Source organism: Vibrio sp. B4-6 (assembly GCF_963888245.1).
Lineage (GTDB): Bacteria > Pseudomonadota > Gammaproteobacteria > Enterobacterales > Vibrionaceae > Vibrio > Vibrio anguillarum.
Genome location: NZ_CAWPIM010000011.1, coordinates 303,662 through 321,405, shown reverse-complemented (window position 1 = coordinate 321,405; position 17,744 = coordinate 303,662). Strand labels below are relative to the sequence as shown.

General features: G+C 45.7%; 13 protein-coding genes and 16 tRNA genes. 21 read left to right on the top strand and 8 right to left on the bottom strand.

Annotated features, from left to right (window positions below):
• Window positions 1-3: 3 nt before the first annotated feature.
• Both prfA and hemA read right to left on the bottom strand, forming a co-directional pair.
• On the bottom strand, window positions 4-1,092 hold the full coding sequence (gene prfA / locus AACV20_RS04435) for a peptide chain release factor 1 (RefSeq protein ID WP_013856266.1): 1,089 nt from the start codon (window positions 1,090-1,092) through the stop codon (window positions 4-6).
• Window positions 1,093-1,122: 30 nt separating this feature from the next.
• Complete coding sequence (hemA, locus tag AACV20_RS04430) at window positions 1,123-2,382, bottom strand: glutamyl-tRNA reductase (protein WP_170906937.1); 1,260 nt, start codon at window positions 2,380-2,382, stop codon at window positions 1,123-1,125.
• Window positions 2,383-2,543: 161 nt separating this feature from the next.
• On the opposite strand from hemA, the gene lolB reads away from it, so the two are divergent.
• The 21 genes from lolB (at window position 2,544) to AACV20_RS04325 (ending at window position 9,120) form a co-directional block, all read left to right on the top strand.
• Window positions 2,544-3,176, top strand: coding sequence for a lipoprotein insertase outer membrane protein LolB (gene lolB, locus AACV20_RS04425; RefSeq protein ID WP_094146826.1), 633 nt, complete (start codon window positions 2,544-2,546; stop codon window positions 3,174-3,176).
• Complete coding sequence (gene ispE, locus AACV20_RS04420; RefSeq protein WP_019280893.1) at window positions 3,173-4,045, top strand: 4-(cytidine 5'-diphospho)-2-C-methyl-D-erythritol kinase; 873 nt, start codon at window positions 3,173-3,175, stop codon at window positions 4,043-4,045. The genes lolB and ispE overlap by 4 nt, the downstream gene beginning before the upstream one ends.
• A gap of 29 nt (window positions 4,046-4,074) precedes the next feature.
• Entirely contained in the window at window positions 4,075-5,019 is a 945-nt protein-coding gene (locus AACV20_RS04415; RefSeq protein ID WP_010320509.1) for a ribose-phosphate pyrophosphokinase, read from the top strand.
• A gap of 149 nt (window positions 5,020-5,168) precedes the next feature.
• Entirely contained in the window at window positions 5,169-5,759 is a 591-nt protein-coding gene (gene pth, locus AACV20_RS04410) for an aminoacyl-tRNA hydrolase (protein ID WP_013856262.1), read from the top strand.
• Between the two features lie 10 nt (window positions 5,760-5,769).
• Window positions 5,770-6,861 (top strand): redox-regulated ATPase YchF, encoded by a 1,092-nt coding sequence (gene ychF / locus AACV20_RS04405; RefSeq protein WP_170906936.1) that lies wholly within the window; start codon window positions 5,770-5,772, stop codon window positions 6,859-6,861.
• Between the two features lie 282 nt (window positions 6,862-7,143).
• Window positions 7,144-7,220 (top strand) — tRNA-Met (locus AACV20_RS04400).
• 40 nt (window positions 7,221-7,260) lie between these two features.
• Window positions 7,261-7,345, top strand: a tRNA-Leu gene (locus tag AACV20_RS04395).
• A gap of 25 nt (window positions 7,346-7,370) precedes the next feature.
• Window positions 7,371-7,445, top strand: a tRNA-Gln gene (locus tag AACV20_RS04390).
• An 81-nt stretch (window positions 7,446-7,526) separates the two neighbouring features.
• Window positions 7,527-7,611 (top strand) — tRNA-Leu (locus AACV20_RS04385).
• A gap of 25 nt (window positions 7,612-7,636) precedes the next feature.
• Window positions 7,637-7,711 (top strand) — tRNA-Gln (locus tag AACV20_RS04380).
• 78 nt (window positions 7,712-7,789) lie between these two features.
• Window positions 7,790-7,866: transfer RNA gene (locus AACV20_RS04375), tRNA-Met, on the top strand.
• 45 nt (window positions 7,867-7,911) lie between these two features.
• Window positions 7,912-7,996, top strand: a tRNA-Leu gene (locus AACV20_RS04370).
• 19 nt (window positions 7,997-8,015) lie between these two features.
• Window positions 8,016-8,100, top strand: a tRNA-Leu gene (locus AACV20_RS04365).
• 24 nt (window positions 8,101-8,124) lie between these two features.
• A tRNA-Gln gene (locus AACV20_RS04360) sits at window positions 8,125-8,199 on the top strand.
• 72 nt (window positions 8,200-8,271) lie between these two features.
• Window positions 8,272-8,356 (top strand) — tRNA-Leu (locus AACV20_RS04355).
• Window positions 8,357-8,381: 25 nt separating this feature from the next.
• Window positions 8,382-8,456: transfer RNA gene (locus tag AACV20_RS04350), tRNA-Gln, on the top strand.
• A gap of 81 nt (window positions 8,457-8,537) precedes the next feature.
• Window positions 8,538-8,622 (top strand) — tRNA-Leu (locus AACV20_RS04345).
• Between the two features lie 25 nt (window positions 8,623-8,647).
• Window positions 8,648-8,722, top strand: a tRNA-Gln gene (locus tag AACV20_RS04340).
• A gap of 80 nt (window positions 8,723-8,802) precedes the next feature.
• Window positions 8,803-8,887 (top strand) — tRNA-Leu (locus AACV20_RS04335).
• 19 nt (window positions 8,888-8,906) lie between these two features.
• Window positions 8,907-8,983, top strand: a tRNA-Met gene (locus tag AACV20_RS04330).
• Window positions 8,984-9,035: 52 nt separating this feature from the next.
• Window positions 9,036-9,120: transfer RNA gene (locus AACV20_RS04325), tRNA-Leu, on the top strand.
• 172 nt (window positions 9,121-9,292) lie between these two features.
• Here the strand turns inward: AACV20_RS04325 and AACV20_RS04320 are convergent.
• The 6 genes from AACV20_RS04320 to AACV20_RS04295 all read right to left on the bottom strand — a co-directional run bounded on the left by AACV20_RS04320 (window position 9,293) and on the right by AACV20_RS04295 (window position 17,713).
• Window positions 9,293-10,426: a flagellin gene (locus AACV20_RS04320; RefSeq protein ID WP_026027393.1), complete on the bottom strand. Its 1,134-nt coding sequence runs from the start codon at window positions 10,424-10,426 to the stop codon at window positions 9,293-9,295.
• 506 nt (window positions 10,427-10,932) lie between these two features.
• On the bottom strand, window positions 10,933-12,072 hold the full coding sequence (locus AACV20_RS04315; RefSeq protein WP_017047296.1) for a flagellin: 1,140 nt from the start codon (window positions 12,070-12,072) through the stop codon (window positions 10,933-10,935).
• Between the two features lie 395 nt (window positions 12,073-12,467).
• Window positions 12,468-13,661 carry a flagellar hook-associated protein FlgL gene (gene flgL / locus AACV20_RS04310; protein ID WP_013856259.1) on the bottom strand — a complete coding sequence of 398 codons (1,194 nt, stop codon included), beginning with the start codon at window positions 13,659-13,661 and terminating at the stop codon, window positions 12,468-12,470.
• Window positions 13,662-13,671: 10 nt separating this feature from the next.
• Window positions 13,672-15,546 (bottom strand): flagellar hook-associated protein FlgK, encoded by a 1,875-nt coding sequence (gene flgK / locus AACV20_RS04305; RefSeq protein ID WP_170906935.1) that lies wholly within the window; start codon window positions 15,544-15,546, stop codon window positions 13,672-13,674.
• 142 nt (window positions 15,547-15,688) lie between these two features.
• Window positions 15,689-16,612 (bottom strand): flagellar assembly peptidoglycan hydrolase FlgJ, encoded by a 924-nt coding sequence (flgJ, locus tag AACV20_RS04300; protein ID WP_017045946.1) that lies wholly within the window; start codon window positions 16,610-16,612, stop codon window positions 15,689-15,691.
• Window positions 16,613-16,621: 9 nt separating this feature from the next.
• Window positions 16,622-17,713 carry a flagellar basal body P-ring protein FlgI gene (locus AACV20_RS04295; protein ID WP_013856256.1) on the bottom strand — a complete coding sequence of 364 codons (1,092 nt, stop codon included), beginning with the start codon at window positions 17,711-17,713 and terminating at the stop codon, window positions 16,622-16,624.
• Window positions 17,714-17,744 lie beyond the last annotated feature (31 nt).

Below are 17,744 nucleotides of genomic sequence, written 5' to 3'. Positions count from 1 at the left end.
GGATCAGTGTTGATCGGCAAGAGCGGCAAGTTGGTCTGCTTGATATTCTTGAATGATTGGATCAATCAAGCTTTGCAGATCCCCTTCCATCACTTCATTAAGACGATAGATGGTTAAGTTAATACGATGATCGGAAACGCGACCTTGCGGGTAGTTGTAAGTACGAATACGGTCGCTACGATCACCAGAACCCAGTAGGTTACGACGAGTATCGGACACTTCGGCTGCGCGCTTCGCTTCTTCCGCTTGTGCAATACGAGCGGCCAAGACGGCCATAGCTTTGGCTTTGTTTTTGTGCTGTGAACGCTCGTCCTGACACTCAACTACCGTGCCTGTTGGTAAGTGGGTAATACGGATCGCAGAGTCGGTGGTGTTTACGTGCTGACCACCCGCGCCCGATGAGCGGAAAGTGTCAATTTTCAGATCGCTAGCTTTAATTTCTGGAATTTCGGCTTCAGGAATTTCGGGCATGATCGCGACGGTACAAGCGGAAGTATGCACACGACCTTGAGATTCCGTGGCCGGAACACGCTGTACGCGGTGACCGCCTGATTCAAACTTAAGCACACCGTAAGCGCCATCACCACTCACTTTAGCAATCACTTCTTTATAGCCGCCATGCTCAGCATAACTAGCGGACATAATTTCGATACGCCAGCTCATCTTCTCAGCATAACGGCTATACATACGGAACAGATCGCCAGCAAAAATACCCGCCTCATCACCGCCCGCCCCTGCACGAATTTCTAAGAAGCAGTTGCGATCATCGTTCGGATCTTTTGGTAGCAGCAGAATTTGCAATTCATCAGTGAGACGTTCAATCGTCGCTTTGGCTATTTTGATTTCCTCTTGAGCCATCTCACGCATCTCGGCGTCTTCTTCTTTGGTCATCTCTTCCGCGGCAACCAAATCCTCTTGCGCTTGTTGGTAAGCTTGGAAGCATTTAGTGACTTCCTCAAGCTGAGAGTACTCTTTTGACAAAGTACGGAATTTGTTTTGATCACTAATTACGGTAGGCTCGCCAAGCAGGCGCTGAACCTCTTCGTAACGCTCAACAAGGGATTCAAGCTTAACTAAAATCGACGCTTTCATAGTTTCTTCTTTAATTCGGAGTGACGGATATTATCGAGGGTCGTCAAGACCCAAACTTTGTCTAATCACGGCCAATTTAGCCGGTTCACCTAACTCGGCAGCGCTTTGCAATGCTCGGGTTGGTGTGTGGATCAATCGATTGGTGAGTTTGTTACTTAACTCAAGTAACACTTTTTCAGGATCGCCCCCTGCAGCCAGTGCCTGCAAGCTTTTACTGAGCAATTCTTGACGAATTTCGTTGGCCGATTGACGGTATTCTCGGATGCTGTCTACCGCTTGCAAGGAACGCATCCAGCTCATAAAGGCTGCGCTCTCTTCACTGACAATCGCTTCAGCTTGAATGGCTTCAACTTTACGCTGTTCCATATTGCTGTCTACAATCGACTGAAGATCATCAACCGTATACAAATAGGCATCGTTTAAATCACCGACCTGCGATTCAATATCACGAGGCACGGCAATATCAATCAATAACATGGGTTGATGGCGACGCACTTTAATCGCACTTTCTACCATCCCTTTGCCAATAATCGGCAGTGGGCTAGCGGTGGAACTGATGACGATATCCGCGTGGGCGAGATAGTCAGGGATCTCATTGAGTGCAATCACTTCAGCATCAAACTGCTGTGCAAGCCCCATCGCTCGCTCGCGGGTTCGGTTGGCAACTATCATGCGTTTACATCGATGGCTGGCTAAATGCTTCGCAACCAGTTCGATGGTTTCACCCGCTCCAACCAACATTACCGTTGAATCAGAGAGTGATTCAAAGATCTGCTTTGCCAACGTACAAGCAGCATAAGCTACAGATACCGCACTGCCGCCTATTTCGGTTTCGGTGCGCACACGTTTAGCTACCGAGAATGCTTTTTGAAACAGTTTTTCAATCGCTGAATCAGCCGCGTTATGCTCGCGAGCATCCGCATAGGCTTGTTTCACCTGCCCTAAAATCTGCGGCTCACCCAATACCAGTGAATCCAGACCACAAGCCACTCGCATCAAATGACGAATAGCGGCTTGTTCTTCGTGTACATACAAACTCGGTTTAAGATCTTCAGGATTCACATAATGGAACTGAGACAACCAATCGATTAACTTACTTTTGCTCGATGATTTTACATCACAATAAATTTCCGTGCGATTACAGGTAGAGACAATAACGCTACCTTGAACGCTGGAACTGGACGCAAGTTGTCGCAAGGCTTCTGATAATTTATCAGGACCAAACGCCACTTTCTCTCGCAGTTCTACCGACGCTGTATTGTGATTTATTCCAATAGCAAGCAAGGACATCTATAGAGGTTTCTCGGTTCAGGAAATGTAAATAGGAGCAGAATTTTACTTGATGCCCTGTTTTAATGAAAGGGCAACAGGGATTTGTTTTCCCGACTTCGTGATATCAATGATATAGTGAGGCGTTTTTACGGCATTCACTGTGTAAATAATGGGCAGATATGACACGCGCAAATAGACTGATTTTAACTCTCCTCACTCTGCTAACACTCTTTGGTTGCACAAACTTACCCTCAACAAGGGTCGAGAGCGTCGGCTGGCAGCAACACCAACAGCAATTGCAAACGATCCGCGAGTACCAAGCCAGCGGAAAACTCGGCTATATATCACCACAACAGCGCCAATCCCTCAATTTTCATTGGCAAAAAAACGCCGACCATAGCCAGCTTCGTCTCTCAACATTTTTAGGGCAGACCGTTTTAAATCTCTCCATCTCGCCTCAGGGCGCCCAGGTCAAAACGTATGATGATCAAATTATCGATGCGCAGAATGCGGATGCTTTAGTTTACGAGTTAACTGGGTTATCGATCCCCATTGAGCAGCTACAAGATTGGCTGCTTGGGCTACCAACCGAGGCGGATGGTTTTCAATTGAATCAAAATAATTTGTTGGCATCGTTAGATAAACAGCTAGGGCTTAGCCGCTGGCACTTGGAATATTTGAACTACCAAGCTTATCCCTTCGCATCAACATCCGCTTCTTCCACTTCAGTGCCACTTCCTGCCAAACTGAAGCTGACTCAAGATCAAGTTTCATTAAACCTCGTCATTTCAAAGTGGACCCTAACGCCATGATTTGCACCCCAACCCACTGGCCATCACCCGCTAAGCTCAACCTGTTTCTGTACATCACCGGGCAAAGAGCCGACGGATATCATGAATTACAGACACTGTTTCAATTTCTCGATTTTGGTGATGAGTTAACCATTACCGCCAATCAGTCTGGCGAAATAACTCTCACACCAGCCATTGCTGGCGTTGCGCTACAAGACAACTTGATTTGGAAAGCGGCCATCGCCTTACAAAAGGCAAGTGGATGCCGCTATGGCGCGAGCATTGAATTAAATAAAGTTTTGCCAATGGGCGGTGGCATCGGTGGCGGCTCTTCCAATGCTGCAACCGTGCTTGTTGCACTGAACTACTTATGGCAAACCAATTTATCACAGCAAGAACTCGCTACGCTCGGTTTAACACTCGGGGCGGATGTTCCCGTTTTTGTCCATGGCTTTGCCGCATTTGCTGAAGGCGTAGGTGAAAAACTGACCCAAACCGAACCAAAGCAAAAATGGTATTTGGTGGTTCGGCCTAATGTGAGCATTGCAACGAAAGATATTTTCACTCATCCCCAATTGATAAGGAACACGCCAAAACGAGCGCTAGCAACGCTTCTCGAACACCCTTACGAAAACGATTGCGAAAAAATTGTCCGAATGCTGTACCCAGAGGTTGATAAGCAACTTTCATGGCTGCTACAATACGCGCCGTCAAGATTGACTGGGACGGGATCTTGCGTTTTTGCCGAATTTTCTAGCAAAGTAGAAGCGGAAGCTGTCCTTGCCAAGCTCCCTGACACAGTCTTCGCGTTTGTCGCCTTAGGGTGTAACATTTCGCCACTGAAAAAGACTCTGGCTGAATACCAATTCGCCAACACCCGACCTATTTAAAAACTGGACGCAACCCTGAGGTTTCCACCGTGCCTGATATGAAGCTATTTGCTGGTAACGCCACACCTGAACTAGCCCAACGTATTGCTGAACGTCTATACATCTCTCTTGGTGATGCTACTGTTTCTCGTTTCTCCGACGGTGAAGTTGCAGTGCAAATCAACGAAAATGTTCGTGGTAGCGATGTATTTATTATTCAATCTACTTGTGCTCCTACTAATGACAACTTAATGGAATTAGTAGTGATGATTGATGCAATGCGCCGTGCTTCAGCAGGCCGTATTACTGCTGTCATCCCATATTTTGGTTATGCCCGTCAAGACCGCCGAGTGCGCTCTGCTCGTGTACCGATCACTGCAAAAGTTGTTGCAGATTTCCTTTCAAACGTTGGTGTTGACCGCGTTTTGACCATCGACCTTCACGCAGAACAAATCCAAGGCTTCTTTGACGTCCCAGTAGATAACATCTTTGGTACGCCGGTGTTGCTTGAAGATATGAAAGCGCGTGGGTTAGAAGATCCTGTTGTGGTTTCACCTGACCTTGGTGGCGTGGTTCGTGCTCGTGCGACTGCAAAAGCATTAGGTGATATCGACATCGCAATCGTTGATAAACGTCGTCCACGCGCCAACGTGTCTGAAGTTATGAACCTGATTGGCGATGTTGATGGTCGCGATTGTGTGATCGTCGATGACATGATCGACACTGGCGGCACTTTGTGTAAAGCCGCTGAAGCGTTGAAAGAACGTGGTGCAAAACGTGTGTTTGCTTACGCAACGCACGCGGTATTCTCAGGTAACGCAGCGAAAAATATCAAAAACTCAGTACTAGACCAAGTTATCGTCACAGACTCGATCACCCTATCTAAAGAGATGGCGGCAACCGGCAAAGTGACACAATTAACCTTGTCTAGCATGCTTGCTGAAGCGATTCGTCGCATTAGCAACGAAGAGTCTATTTCTGCCATGTTTAATTAAAACTCAGTTTATTTACTGATTTTTAAATGCTTTTAAAGCACTTCATTGAAAAATGAGGTGCTTTTTCCTTTGTTATTTTAGCGCCTCGCACCCTTTCCCTTTTGTGTGCTATCATACCGCGCTTTTGATATTGCAAAGAGATCCTAACCTTGAGCCAACCAATCAAACTTCTTGTCGGGCTAGCGAATCCTGGCCCTGAATACGCCAAAACGAGGCACAATGCCGGCGCTTGGGTAGTAGAAGAATTAGCCCGAGTTCATAACGTCACCTTGAAAAACGAAGCCAAATTCTTCGGTTTCACCGGACGTATCGTGGTTAATGGTGAAGATCTGCGTTTATTGATCCCAACAACTTTTATGAATTTATCCGGTAAAGCCGTGGCGGCCATCGCCAAGTTTTACCAGATAAAACCAGAAGAGATCATGGTGGCACATGATGAACTAGACTTACCTCCCGGGGTAGCTAAGTTCAAAATGGGCGGTGGTCATGGCGGGCATAATGGCCTTAAAGACACCATCAGCAAACTCGGCAATAACAAAGAATTCTACCGCCTGCGGATTGGTATCGGCCATCCGGGGCACAAAGATAAAGTAGCAGGCTATGTTTTAGGTAAAGCACCCGCCAAAGAGCAAGAGTGCCTAGATGCCGCGGTTGACGAATCGGTTCGTTGCTTCGACATTTTACTAAAAGATGGTCTAACTAAAGCACAAAATCGCTTACATACGTTCAAAGCTGAATAAGGTTACAGTCATGGGTTTTAAATGTGGCATCGTGGGTTTACCAAATGTGGGTAAATCAACATTATTTAATGCACTAACTAAAGCGGGCATCGAAGCAGCAAACTTCCCGTTTTGCACTATCGAACCAAACACGGGTGTGGTTCCTGTTCCAGACCTTCGTCTCGATGCGTTAGCAGAAATTGTAAACCCTCAACGTATCCTTCCGACGACAATGGAATTTGTCGATATCGCAGGCCTAGTGGCTGGCGCGTCAAAAGGTGAAGGTTTAGGCAACAAATTCCTTGCAAATATCCGTGAAACAGATGCGATTGGTCACGTTGTTCGCTGCTTCGAGAACGAAAATATCGTTCACGTAGCAGGCAAAGTATCGCCAATTGAAGATATTGAAGTAATCAATCTAGAGCTTGCCCTTGCCGACCTTGATAGCTGTGAACGCGCCATTCAACGTCAAGCAAAACGTGCCAAAGGTGGCGATAAAGACGCTAAATTTGAAATCACCGTATTAGAGAAGCTACTCCCTGTATTAACGGAAGGTGGTATGGCTCGCACGGTTGAACTCTCAAAAGAAGAGCTAGCCGCCGTAGATTATCTCAACTTCTTAACGTTGAAACCAACCATGTATATCGCCAACGTGAACGAAGATGGCTTTGAAAATAACCCGTACCTTGATGCTGTCAGAGAGTTTGCAGAAAAAGAGAACAATTCTGTGGTTGCTGTTTGCGCAGCCATTGAAGCTGAACTATCTGAACTTGAAGAAGAAGATCGCGCCGAGTTTTTAGCCGATTTAGGCATTGAAGAACCCGGTCTAAACCGCGTGATTCGTACCGGTTACGAACTGCTAACGCTGCAAACCTACTTCACCGCAGGCGTAAAAGAAGTGCGTGCCTGGACGATTCCGGTCGGTGCGACGGCTCCGCAAGCGGCGGGTAAAATCCATACCGACTTTGAACGTGGTTTCATTCGCGCTGAAGTTGTGGGTTATGATGATTTCATTCAATATCGCGGCGAAAATGGAGCTAAAGAAGCGGGCAAATGGCGCTTGGAAGGTAAAGAATACATCGTAAAAGATGGCGATGTTATCCACTTCCGCTTCAACGTGTAAATAACTCGTTAATCAGCCATTAATACACCATTAAAGCCGACAGATTCTGTTGGCTTTTTTGTTTTTTTCTCAAAATCAACCTTAGCGACAAGCAAGGAAAAATCAATAAGCTTAATGATTTATTAACCGTTTTTGATCACAAACACGTCTCTTTGTTCAAAAAAAGTTCGAACGGTTGGTTTCAAAGAATTTATTCAAAAAAACTATTGACGCTCTAGAGCCATATCCGCATAATGCGCTCCGTTCTCGACATTAAGGCAAACTTAAAGAGAGAATAAAAATGGCTACGTAGCTCAGTTGGTTAGAGCACATCACTCATAATGATGGGGTCACAGGTTCGAATCCCGTCGTAGCCACCATTTCCTAAGTGTTTTTCTTATAAAAATATTTAGGAAAGTTGCGGAAATGGCGAAATTGGTAGACGCACCAGATTTAGGTTCTGGCGCCGCAAGGTGTGAGAGTTCAAGTCTCTCTTTCCGCACCATTATTTAGATGAGCAATCATCTTGTAGGGCTATCGCCAAGCGGTAAGGCAGCGGCTTTTGATGCCGCCATCCCCTGGTTCGAATCCAGGTAGCCCTGCCAATATTGAGATGACTAGCGAATAAACTGGTCATAACAACGATTCAATGAATACCAATATTCACTGAATCTACAGGTTAAGTTGCGGAAGTGGCGAAATTGGTAGACGCACCAGATTTAGGTTCTGGCGCCGCAAGGTGTGAGAGTTCAAGTCTCTCCTTCCGCACCATTATTTAGATGAGCAATCATCTTGTAGGGCTATCGCCAAGCGGTAAGGCAGCGGCTTTTGATGCCGCCATCCCCTGGTTCGAATCCAGGTAGCCCTGCCATTATTCAAATGGGTCAGTGTTTAAAAAACCATTGGCACATGAGTGTGGATTGTATTATATTGTCTCGCTCAAAAAGATGGCTACGTAGCTCAGCTGGTTAGAGCACATCACTCATAATGATGGGGTCACAGGTTCAAATCCCGTCGTAGCCACCATAATTTAGTTGTTAGCGAAAGTTGGCAACACATAGATATCGAGCTGCGGAAGTGGCGAAATTGGTAGACGCACCAGATTTAGGTTCTGGCGCCGTAAGGTGTGAGAGTTCAAGTCTCTCCTTCCGCACCATCTCGATAACTAAAAATTTGCGGAAATGGCGAAATTGGTAGACGCACCAGATTTAGGTTCTGGCGCCGCAAGGTGTGAGAGTTCAAGTCTCTCTTTCCGCACCATATTTAGATGAGCAATCATCATGTAGGGCTATCGCCAAGCGGTAAGGCAGCGGCTTTTGATGCCGCCATTCCCTGGTTCGAATCCAGGTAGCCCTGCCATATTTCATATGGCTAGCGATAAGCTACCCATAACAACGATAAATTGAGTAACCAATCCTCAGTTTATCTACAGCGGAAGTGGCGAAATTGGTAGACGCACCAGATTTAGGTTCTGGCGCCGTAAGGTGTGAGAGTTCAAGTCTCTCCTTCCGCACCATTATTTAGATGGGCAATCATCTTGTAGGGCTATCGCCAAGCGGTAAGGCAGCGGCTTTTGATGCCGCCATTCCCTGGTTCGAATCCAGGTAGCCCTGCCATATTTCATATGGCTAGCGATAAGCTACCCATAACAACGATAAATTGAGTAACCAATCCTCAGTTTATCTACAGCATAAGTTGCGGAAGTGGCGAAATTGGTAGACGCACCAGATTTAGGTTCTGGCGCCGTAAGGTGTGAGAGTTCAAGTCTCTCCTTCCGCACCATTATTTAGATGAGCAATCATCTTGTAGGGCTATCGCCAAGCGGTAAGGCAGCGGCTTTTGATGCCGCCATCCCCTGGTTCGAATCCAGGTAGCCCTGCCATTATTTGTAGGGTTAGCGATAAGCTGACCGTAAAAAGATAAGCTGAATTAATAACATTCGGTTTATTTAAAGAATACGCTGCGGAAATGGCGAAATTGGTAGACGCACCAGATTTAGGTTCTGGCGCCGCAAGGTGTGAGAGTTCAAGTCTCTCTTTCCGCACCATGATTTAAGATTGTCAAATGGCTACGTAGCTCAGTTGGTTAGAGCACATCACTCATAATGATGGGGTCACAGGTTCGAATCCCGTCGTAGCCACCATTTATAACGATAGTTTGAATAACCAATGTTCAATCTATCTACAGTACAAGTTGCGGAAGTGGCGAAATTGGTAGACGCACCAGATTTAGGTTCTGGCGCCGCAAGGTGTGAGAGTTCAAGTCTCTCCTTCCGCACCATCAATTCAAACCCAGCTTAGGCTGGGTTTTGTTTTATTAGCCTCATAACAATATATCCTTTCCTCCCGTTTTAACCGTTGATTCATTTTTCAGATCCATTCTTTGATCACGTGAAAAGTGAGGCATAAAAAAATCCAGCCGAAGCTGGATTTTTAATTTAAAAGTTAACGACTTAACCAAGCAAACCAAGAGCAGCATTAGGCGCTTGTTTAGCTTGTGCCAACACTGAGCTTGATGCTTGAGAAAGGATCTGCGATTTAGTCAAGGCAGTGGTTTCTTTCGCAAAATCAGTGTCTTTAATTCGGCTCTTAGAAGCATTTACGTTTTCGTTGATGTTATCTAAGTTGTTAATCGCATGGTTGAAACGGTTTTGGAATGCACCCAGTTGAGCACGATGGCTGTCTACAAATTGCAGTGCCGCATCAACAATGGCCACTGATTCTTGCGAACCACCTACAGAAGTGACATCAATGGTATCGACTGTCACATCTTTTGCTGCTTGGAAACTCAGTTCACCCGCTAAGCTGCCACCAAAGGTTGCTACGCCATCAATGCGGTTGCTATCAGTAAAGATTTGCAGTTTGCCTTCATCGTCAACAGAAGCTTTTAACATGTCGGTTTGACCATTGATGTAAGTGGCCAACTCTTCAATGTCATCACCCTCTTTTGCGCTTAGGTTGATGGTTTGCTCACCGGTACGTTTGTCGGTCAACGTAATGGTCAGATCATTCGCTCCGGCTTGAACTGTCCAATCTTTATCTTGACCATTTGCTGCCTTATAGCTTTTACCACCCATCAATGCATTATCGCTGCGCATATTATTCAGGCTAAGCATTACTGCTTCACCGTTATCCGCACCGATTTGGAACGATTTAGTATCAAAAGTACCGTTGAGCAGCTTATTACCACCAAATGATGTAGTTTCAGCAATGCGATTGAGTTCATCATTCAGCGCAGTGATCTCTTCTTGAATCGCTACACGCTCGGACTTAGAGTTCGAACCATTTGACGATTGTAGAGATAAGTCACGCATACGTTGCAAAATGTTGGTGGTTTCGTTCATTGCACCTTCAGCTGTCTGCGCAATTGAAATGCCATCATTTGCGTTGCGCACGGCAACATCTAAGCCTCTGCTTTGAACGTTCAAACGGTTAGAGATTTGCAAACCTGCTGCGTCATCTTTTGCGTTATTAATTTTGAAGCCTGATGATAAACGTTCCATTGATAACTGTTGCGCATTGCTAGCACTGTTTAGGTAGCGTTGTGCTGTCATAGCTGAAACGTTAGTGTTTACATTAACCGCCATAGTGGTTCTCCTATTGATTTTCCGACTTAGCGTCATAGACAAACGGTTTCCGACGTCTCGGAAAACCAAGTAGTTCTCTCAAAGTACTATTATTAGCGACTGCGGTTAGGAATCCTTTAACGGGAAAACGACGATTTCGTAAAAAATAGCCAATATCGATTAAAAGTGGGATAAACGCTGCAAAACTGGCTGAAATACAAAAATAGCATTAAAGATTTGACGCGATTGGTCGGCTTAACGGGCGATTGAAGAGCATTGATAAGAGCAAGAAGTTATAGATAAAGAAAAGCCCCTTTTCCTTTGAGAGAACCGGGGCTAGTTGGTAGCCAGAGCCAATGTGGAGATCAGAGAAATGAACACATTACCGACTGACCGGGGCGTATGATTATCTATGACTATAAAGCAGGGTACATCTTGAGAGAGCTTTATATTCGGCCATAATCATACTTTGCCAAGGATTCCTTCACCTAACCCACGTCTGAGCTGTTGGATGAAGGGTCCTAACATTACTGCAATAGTGACATTGCAGAATTTGGCAACTGTTTTGCTTGAGCGAGAATCGAGGTACCCGCTTGTTGCAGAATCTGTGCTTTCGTCATTTGCGTGGTTTCTTTCGCAAAATCTGTATCTTTAATTCGACTGTTGGATGCTTCAACATTCTCTTGGATATTGGCCAAGTTGTTGATGCTATGGCTTAAACGGTTTTGCTTCGCACCGAGCTCTGCTCGTTGTGAATCCACATATCTCAACGCAGCATCCAGAACGCCCACTGCATTTTGAGAGCCACCAACTGAGGTGATATCAATATCTTGAACCGTCGTCTTAACGCCCGGTCCGCCGTTTAGGCCAAGTTCGGTTGCCAAACCACCAGAGATGGCAAGGTCACCTTGTAAATTCGGTTCTGCGGCAAAAATTTGCAGTTTACCGTCTTGATCAACCGATGCTTTAAGCTTATCGGTTTGACCATTAATGTAAGTCGCTAGCTCTTCAATATCATCGCCATCTTTGGCTAACACATCGAGAGTAACAAGCTCACCTGCCTGGGTGGTGAATTCAAATTTCAAATCACGCGCGCCCGCTGGCACTCCCCAATCCTTGTCCTTTCCTTGCTCTGCAAGGAACGATTGGCCACCCATACGGAAGTCATCAGCACGTATGCTGGTAAGCCCCATAATGATCGCCTCACCTGAGCTCGCACCAATCTGGAACGATGCTTCACCGAACGAACCGTTGAGCAGTTTACGTCCACCGAATGAGGTCGTTTCTGCAATACGGTTTAACTCATCTTGCAAGGCGGTCGACTCTTCATTCAAAGCTTGTCGCTCTGACGCCGAGTTGGTGCCGTTTGCTGATTGAAGAGCAAGATCACGCATACGTTGCAAGATACTGGTCGACTCATTCATTGCCCCTTCCGCAGTCTGAGCAATCGAAATACCGTCGTTGGCATTACGCATTGCCACATCTAGGCCACGAGACTGAGCGGTTAAGCGGTTTGAAATTTGTAAGCCTGCCGCATCATCTTTAGCGCTGTTGATTTTATTACCTGATGATAAACGTTCCATCGAGGTATTTAATTCACCCGTCGCTTTATTAAGGTAACGCTGAGCAGTCATTGCTGAGACGTTAGTATTTACTGTAATGGTCATAGTTTGCTCTCCTAGTGAGTTCGCAAGCTTTTTGCGAAGCGGCCAGCTTTACTCTCATTTGGAAGCACTGACCGTGAACTTGCTAAATCCGCTATTTGCCGATTTAAAAACTTGTTGTATCAACTCTGATATAGACAATTCAATTAGTATGCCAACTTTTAAAACATCTGATATTAAAATTAATATTCTTTGTTTTTTAATCACTTAGAAGAAATTCATTCATTCTATCTTTGTGAGTGAGCATCCAGTTTTTTCTCGTTAGCAACAGAGTTGCCACTTTCGTTTGCCGCTCTATTGCCTCTTTATCTCTCGATAATAGATGAGCAATTTCCAGGCCAATTTTTCAACACATTCCACTCTTCGCGCATATGGCTTAGCACATAAGGCATTGAAGATTAGATATAGTTGAAAAGGGTCAAATCTTTCGTTTTACCAAAAGCCAGTTGTGAAGCCTGCAACGCACGTGAATTCTCATTAAATTCAATCACCGCTTCTGCGTAATCGAGATCTTCAAAGTTACTTTTTGATTTCGCTAAACTGATTTTGAAATCTTCATGCTGTTCTTGTTGAATATCTAAAGTGCTCAAGCGTGCACCGACATCAGTACGCACTTTATTGAGATGAATAAAGGCGGCATGAAACTCTTCCGTAATTTGATGCAGTTTCGCTGTCGTCGACGCATCCGATACGGAGCCTTGCGAGAGCTCAATCGCGTCTTTATAGCTATCAAATAAGGTAAAGGTTGAACGCGGCTCTAGGCTTAACACATCACCTTTCGAGATTTGCCCTTTTACGTGCACCGTCAGATCTTGATATCGAATGCCTTTTTGTGGATCAAACTCATCGGCCTGTACCACGCTGCCATCTTTCTCTAATTGGTAACCATATTTGCCGTTAGCCATATCAACAAACGTCACGGTATAGCGTGATGTATCATTCGAGTCTAAATTGGTTGCACGCTCGAGCAGTAACTCTGAACCTTCGTTTAATTGATAGTTTGGTTCGTAGTTACCAAACGGGTTATCAATCTCCATAAACACTTTATTACCCGGATTATTGAACGGGATCTCTAAGCTGTTGGAGATACGCATTTTGCGCTGATAATCATCGCCGGAATAAGTCACGTTACTGGCATTATCTCTAAAAAATGGCTGATTCTTCGGCTTGGTTCCGGCAAACATGTAGTTACCGGACTCATCTTGCGTATTTGCTAGTTCAATTAAGTTGTTGAACATCTCTTGCAGCTCACGCGCTTTCGCTTCTCTATCTTCTGGAGAGAATGAGCCGTTAATCATTTCCATGACAGTACGCTTTGCCTCATCGGTCGAGCTTTCCGCATTGGCAATGATTACTTCTTGATGTTCTAAGCGGTTTCGAACCAGCACTATTGCATCAAGATATTGGCGTAATTGCTCTTCTTGCTGCCCTACTTTTTGGATGTAATGAGTGGCTAATGGACTATCGCTGGCCGAAAGCAACTTTTTACCTGACGCTAGCTGCGCTTGGTTATGATGGATCTTTGATTCTTGACGGCGCATATCGTTTTGCACCGATTGATAGTTATGGAAGCTCGATATTCTGGTTAACATTTATCGCCTCCTATCTCAGCTGCAAAATCGTGTTGAAAGTATCATTAGCCACCTGCATGATGCGTGAGGAAGCCATATAAGCTTGTTGGAACTTCATCATGTTCGCGGCTTCCTCATCAAGGTTGACTCCGGAAATGGACGCAATGCGCTCCTGCGCTGACTCTTTTTCAAGCCTGGCCACGTCACTTAAGCGTGACGCGGTAGCCAGCTGCAAACCAAAATCAGTATTGAGATCGTGATAAACCCCGAGCACGGTTGTTTCACCGCCATTGAGTTTTTTCTCCGTTTGAATTTGCTGCATCTTACGTAAATTGCCGTTATCACCTTCTGAGGGGACAAGGTTTGCCGTAAATTTATCATTGGGTAGCGCGCCAGCCGTCAATTCAAACGTTGTACCAAGCACAGTAATCGAATTCGATGGTGGGTAGGCCTGTGGTTCTAGCAGCACGTTGCCTTTGGTATCCGTGACCGCAAATTGATCGCCCGTTGGTGAGATCACCACTTCAAATTCACGCAGCCCACCTGCCGATAAAATATTAAATTTTGCCTGCCCTTGGGCAAAAGTAGTGGAGGCTTCATAACTTTGTGCGGCAATGGCTGTCGGATCGTTGGTCGCCATTTTCATAATAGCGGCACCATTACGCGTTGGACGCAGCAATATGCGCTCCCCGGCTTGAGGGGCGTTGCGAATCTCAACTCGCATTCCATCTAAAAATAAACTGCTGCCAACGACCGGAACGTTAACCCGCTCGCCCGTTGGCTTTAATACGGTATAATTGCTGCCGTTGTACTGTAGGGAGTATTCACCACTTTTCAACGCTGAAGTATCTTCGATATAGACCGCCATATCGGCTTTTGAATTGCCAGCGATGATCGCTCGCGAGCGGGCATTGACTTCAGAGTTCACATCCGTAAACAACGCTCTTCCCACATTGCCACGTAAGTCCAAGCCTTGTGATTGCAACTTGTTAACTTCATAAGAGAAAGATGTTGCCATGCGGCCAAGTTCATCCATTAGGTAAGGAATGTGCTTATCTCGCATCGTAAACAGCGCACTTAACTTACCACCAATATCCTCAGTGGTAATGATCTTGATCCCTTTGCCTTCAATCATGGCCAAGCGGCGCTGACTCACATCAGGATAACCATCAACCATCTTCATTTGGCTGGCTTCTGTACCTGAGACGAGCGTGTGCCCGCTCCCGATATGGATGTTAAACCCTTCAGCATTTTTACGTGGCGTCACGGTGACCTTGGTGTATTCAGACAACTCAGCCACCAATTTTTCATGCTGGTCCATTAAGTCATTGTGAGGACCAGGAGTACGCATCATTAAGCGTTGTAAATCTCGCAGCTCAAGCGCCAATTGGTTAATACGCTCAACGGCAACATCTAGCCCTTTGTTGGTCGCATCAGATTGGCGGCGAATGTTCTCGTGAAAATCATTCATGTTTTGAGTGATCAGATCCGCTTTCTCAAGTACAACTTTACGCGCACCTACATCATTCGGGCTGTCGGCGAGGGTTTTGATCGCATCAAACCATTCGTTTAAGTTTTCAGGGATTTTTTTCGAGGCCACTGACGACAATAACTTTGAGAGCATGTCTAAATTTTCTTCGTCGTCACGCTTAAAGGAAAAGCTAGTGGTAGATAGGTTTAATTCATTAACGGCAAATTGATCCCATGAGCGGCGAACTTTTTCCACATGTACGCCCATACCGTAGGTTTCACCACCGTATTGGCGAGGCGTATTGGTCCCTTGGATCACAGACTGACGGCTGTAACCTTCTGTATTAACATTAGAAATGTTATGACCTGTGGTGCTGAGTTGTCTCTGAGCGGTAAGTACACTTTGGGTACCTAGATTCAGAAGATCCGACGCCATACTGCCCCCGAAAACCTAATCAAATCAGTGGTTACTGAATATCTAAGTTAGTAATTGCAATATGTATGCCAAAGGAGTTTCAAAGAAGAGATTAGACAAAATAAAGGAAAGATAAAAGCCAGCAAGGCTGGCTTTAGAGGGGTTATTCCATTGCTTCAATTTGAGATTTTACTCTCAGCACTTTTTCAGCATAGTACGGGTCCGTCGCGTAACCAGCAGCGTGCAGGCCACGAATGAAAGACTCATCGCTGCCATTATGGTTCAGCGCCACGGTGTAGCGCGGATTGTCATTGAGAAAACGAACATAGTCATTAAAACTGTCTTGATAATTTCCATAAGAACGGAACGCAGCTTTTTCCATCACTGGTGTATTATCATGATATTCAAGAGTTTGCGTCGCCACTTTCTCACCTAACCAACTTTTATCCGCTTTGATGTTGAATAAGTTATTACTGCTACCACGAGCATTTTGAACAACTTTTTGTCCCCATCCGGTTTCTAATGCCGCTTGAGCAAGTAGCAGTGAAGAGTCAACACCTAATGCCCGCGCTGCTTTTTCAGCATAAGGTTTCATTGAAGCTACAAACGCTTGCGGCGAATCAAATCGACTCGATTCGACCTTGCTAGGTTCGATCGTTTCTTGCGTTGAGAGGCGGCGGTTGTTACTGCGTTCGATACGGCGCATGGCTTCTTGGAAACCATCTTGCGTCGGGTCGGTTATTGATGGATCGTTTTTCGAGGTGCCGTTAGCCTGACTGAGCTGCGCCACAATCATATCGGCAAGCCCTAAAGAACCGGAGGCACTGAGCTCGCTCGACATTTGTTCATCAAGCATTTGTCGATAGAAATCTTCGTTTTGGCTGTTGAACATCTCAGATTTAAAATCGGCATTGGCGTCTCGCATCGATTTGAACAACATTGAGGTAAAAATCGCTTCAAACTGTTTGGCTGCGGCCTTGAGCGCCGCTGACTCGCCTTCTTTATCACCGGTTTTTGCTTGCTGACGTAGCTTATCTAAGCTAGCAATATCATGAATAAAGCCAATATCATTGGGATTATTAATCATCTTCCTCTCCTAGATAATGATCAGTTGGCCTTCAATCGCGCCAGCTTGTTTCAATGCTTGCAAAATCGCCATCAAATCTGAAGGAGCTGCTCCCACTTCGTTGACCGCGCGCACTAAATCATCCAAGGTCAAACCCGGTTCAAATTTAAACATTTTACCTTGTGCTTCAGACACTTCTATTTGGCTATTAGGCACCACAGCTGTCTGACCACCCGCTAACGCATTGGGCTGACTGACATTCAAATTCTCTTTAATGGCAACAGTCATACCACCGTGCGTCACCGCAGCAGGTTTTAAGCGCACATGCTGGCCGACAACAATAGTTCCCGTTCGTGAATTAACGATAATTTTGGCTGAGCCATCCGCTGGATCAAACTCAACATTTTCGATTGCAGAAAGAAACGCGACGCGCTGCCCTACATCTCGCGGTGCACGGATACGTACTGACGTTGCATCAACCGCGGTCGCCATCTCTGGGCCTAAGAAGTTATTCACTGCATCTGCCATACGTTGCGCTGTGGTGAAGTCAGATTCAAGCAAATTGAAGGTAATAAAATCGCCACGGCTAAAAGGTGTTGGTACTTCGCGTTCCACCATAGCGCCGCCTGAAATCAGGCCAACCGTTGGGTTATTGCCGACAATTTTAGAACCATCAGCACCGGTGGCACTAAAACCACTGACCACTAAATTACCTTGGGCCACGGCGTAAATTTGACCATCCAACCCCTTAAGGAAGGTTTGCATTAGAGTGCCGCCACGTAAACTTTTAGCAGAGCCGATAGAAGAAACGGTGACATCGACACTTTGACCTTGCTTGGAAAACGCCGGTAATTCGGCCGTGACAATCACGGCGGCAACGTTCTTTGTTTTCGGTTTAGTGCCCGGCGGCAATTGAATGCCGAAATTTTGCAACATGGCGTTAAAACTTTGGTCGGTGAACGGTGTCGATTCACCCGTTCCCGGTAGCCCAGTGACTAGACCATAACCCACTAATTGGTTACTCCGCACGCCCGCAACTTGAGAGACATCTTTGATACGGGCCGCTTGTGCATGGGTTGCGATGAGCAACAGACTTAAAACAAGCAGGGTGAATTTTTTCATGGTCTAGTACCTTAATTTCTACGTTTCTTTA

What these genes read in the sequence shown, in the direction of transcription:
- prfA (WP_013856266.1), bottom strand. Translation starts at nt 1,092, where the DNA reads ATGAAAGCGTCGATTTTAGTTAAGCTTGAATCCCTTGTTGAGCGTTAC.
- hemA (WP_170906937.1), bottom strand. Translation starts at nt 2,382, where the DNA reads ATGTCCTTGCTTGCTATTGGAATAAATCACAATACAGCGTCGGTAGAA.
- lolB (WP_094146826.1), top strand. Translation starts at nt 2,544, where the DNA reads ATGACACGCGCAAATAGACTGATTTTAACTCTCCTCACTCTGCTAACA.
- ispE (WP_019280893.1), top strand. Translation starts at nt 3,173, where the DNA reads ATGATTTGCACCCCAACCCACTGGCCATCACCCGCTAAGCTCAACCTG.
- ychF (WP_170906936.1), top strand. Translation starts at nt 5,770, where the DNA reads ATGGGTTTTAAATGTGGCATCGTGGGTTTACCAAATGTGGGTAAATCA.
- AACV20_RS04320 (WP_026027393.1), bottom strand. Translation starts at nt 10,426, where the DNA reads ATGGCGGTTAATGTAAACACTAACGTTTCAGCTATGACAGCACAACGC.
- AACV20_RS04315 (WP_017047296.1), bottom strand. Translation starts at nt 12,072, where the DNA reads ATGACCATTACAGTAAATACTAACGTCTCAGCAATGACTGCTCAGCGT.
- flgL (WP_013856259.1), bottom strand. Translation starts at nt 13,661, where the DNA reads ATGTTAACCAGAATATCGAGCTTCCATAACTATCAATCGGTGCAAAAC.
- flgK (WP_170906935.1), bottom strand. Translation starts at nt 15,546, where the DNA reads ATGGCGTCGGATCTTCTGAATCTAGGTACCCAAAGTGTACTTACCGCT.
- flgJ (WP_017045946.1), bottom strand. Translation starts at nt 16,612, where the DNA reads ATGATTAATAATCCCAATGATATTGGCTTTATTCATGATATTGCTAGC.
- AACV20_RS04295 (WP_013856256.1), bottom strand. Translation starts at nt 17,713, where the DNA reads ATGAAAAAATTCACCCTGCTTGTTTTAAGTCTGTTGCTCATCGCAACC.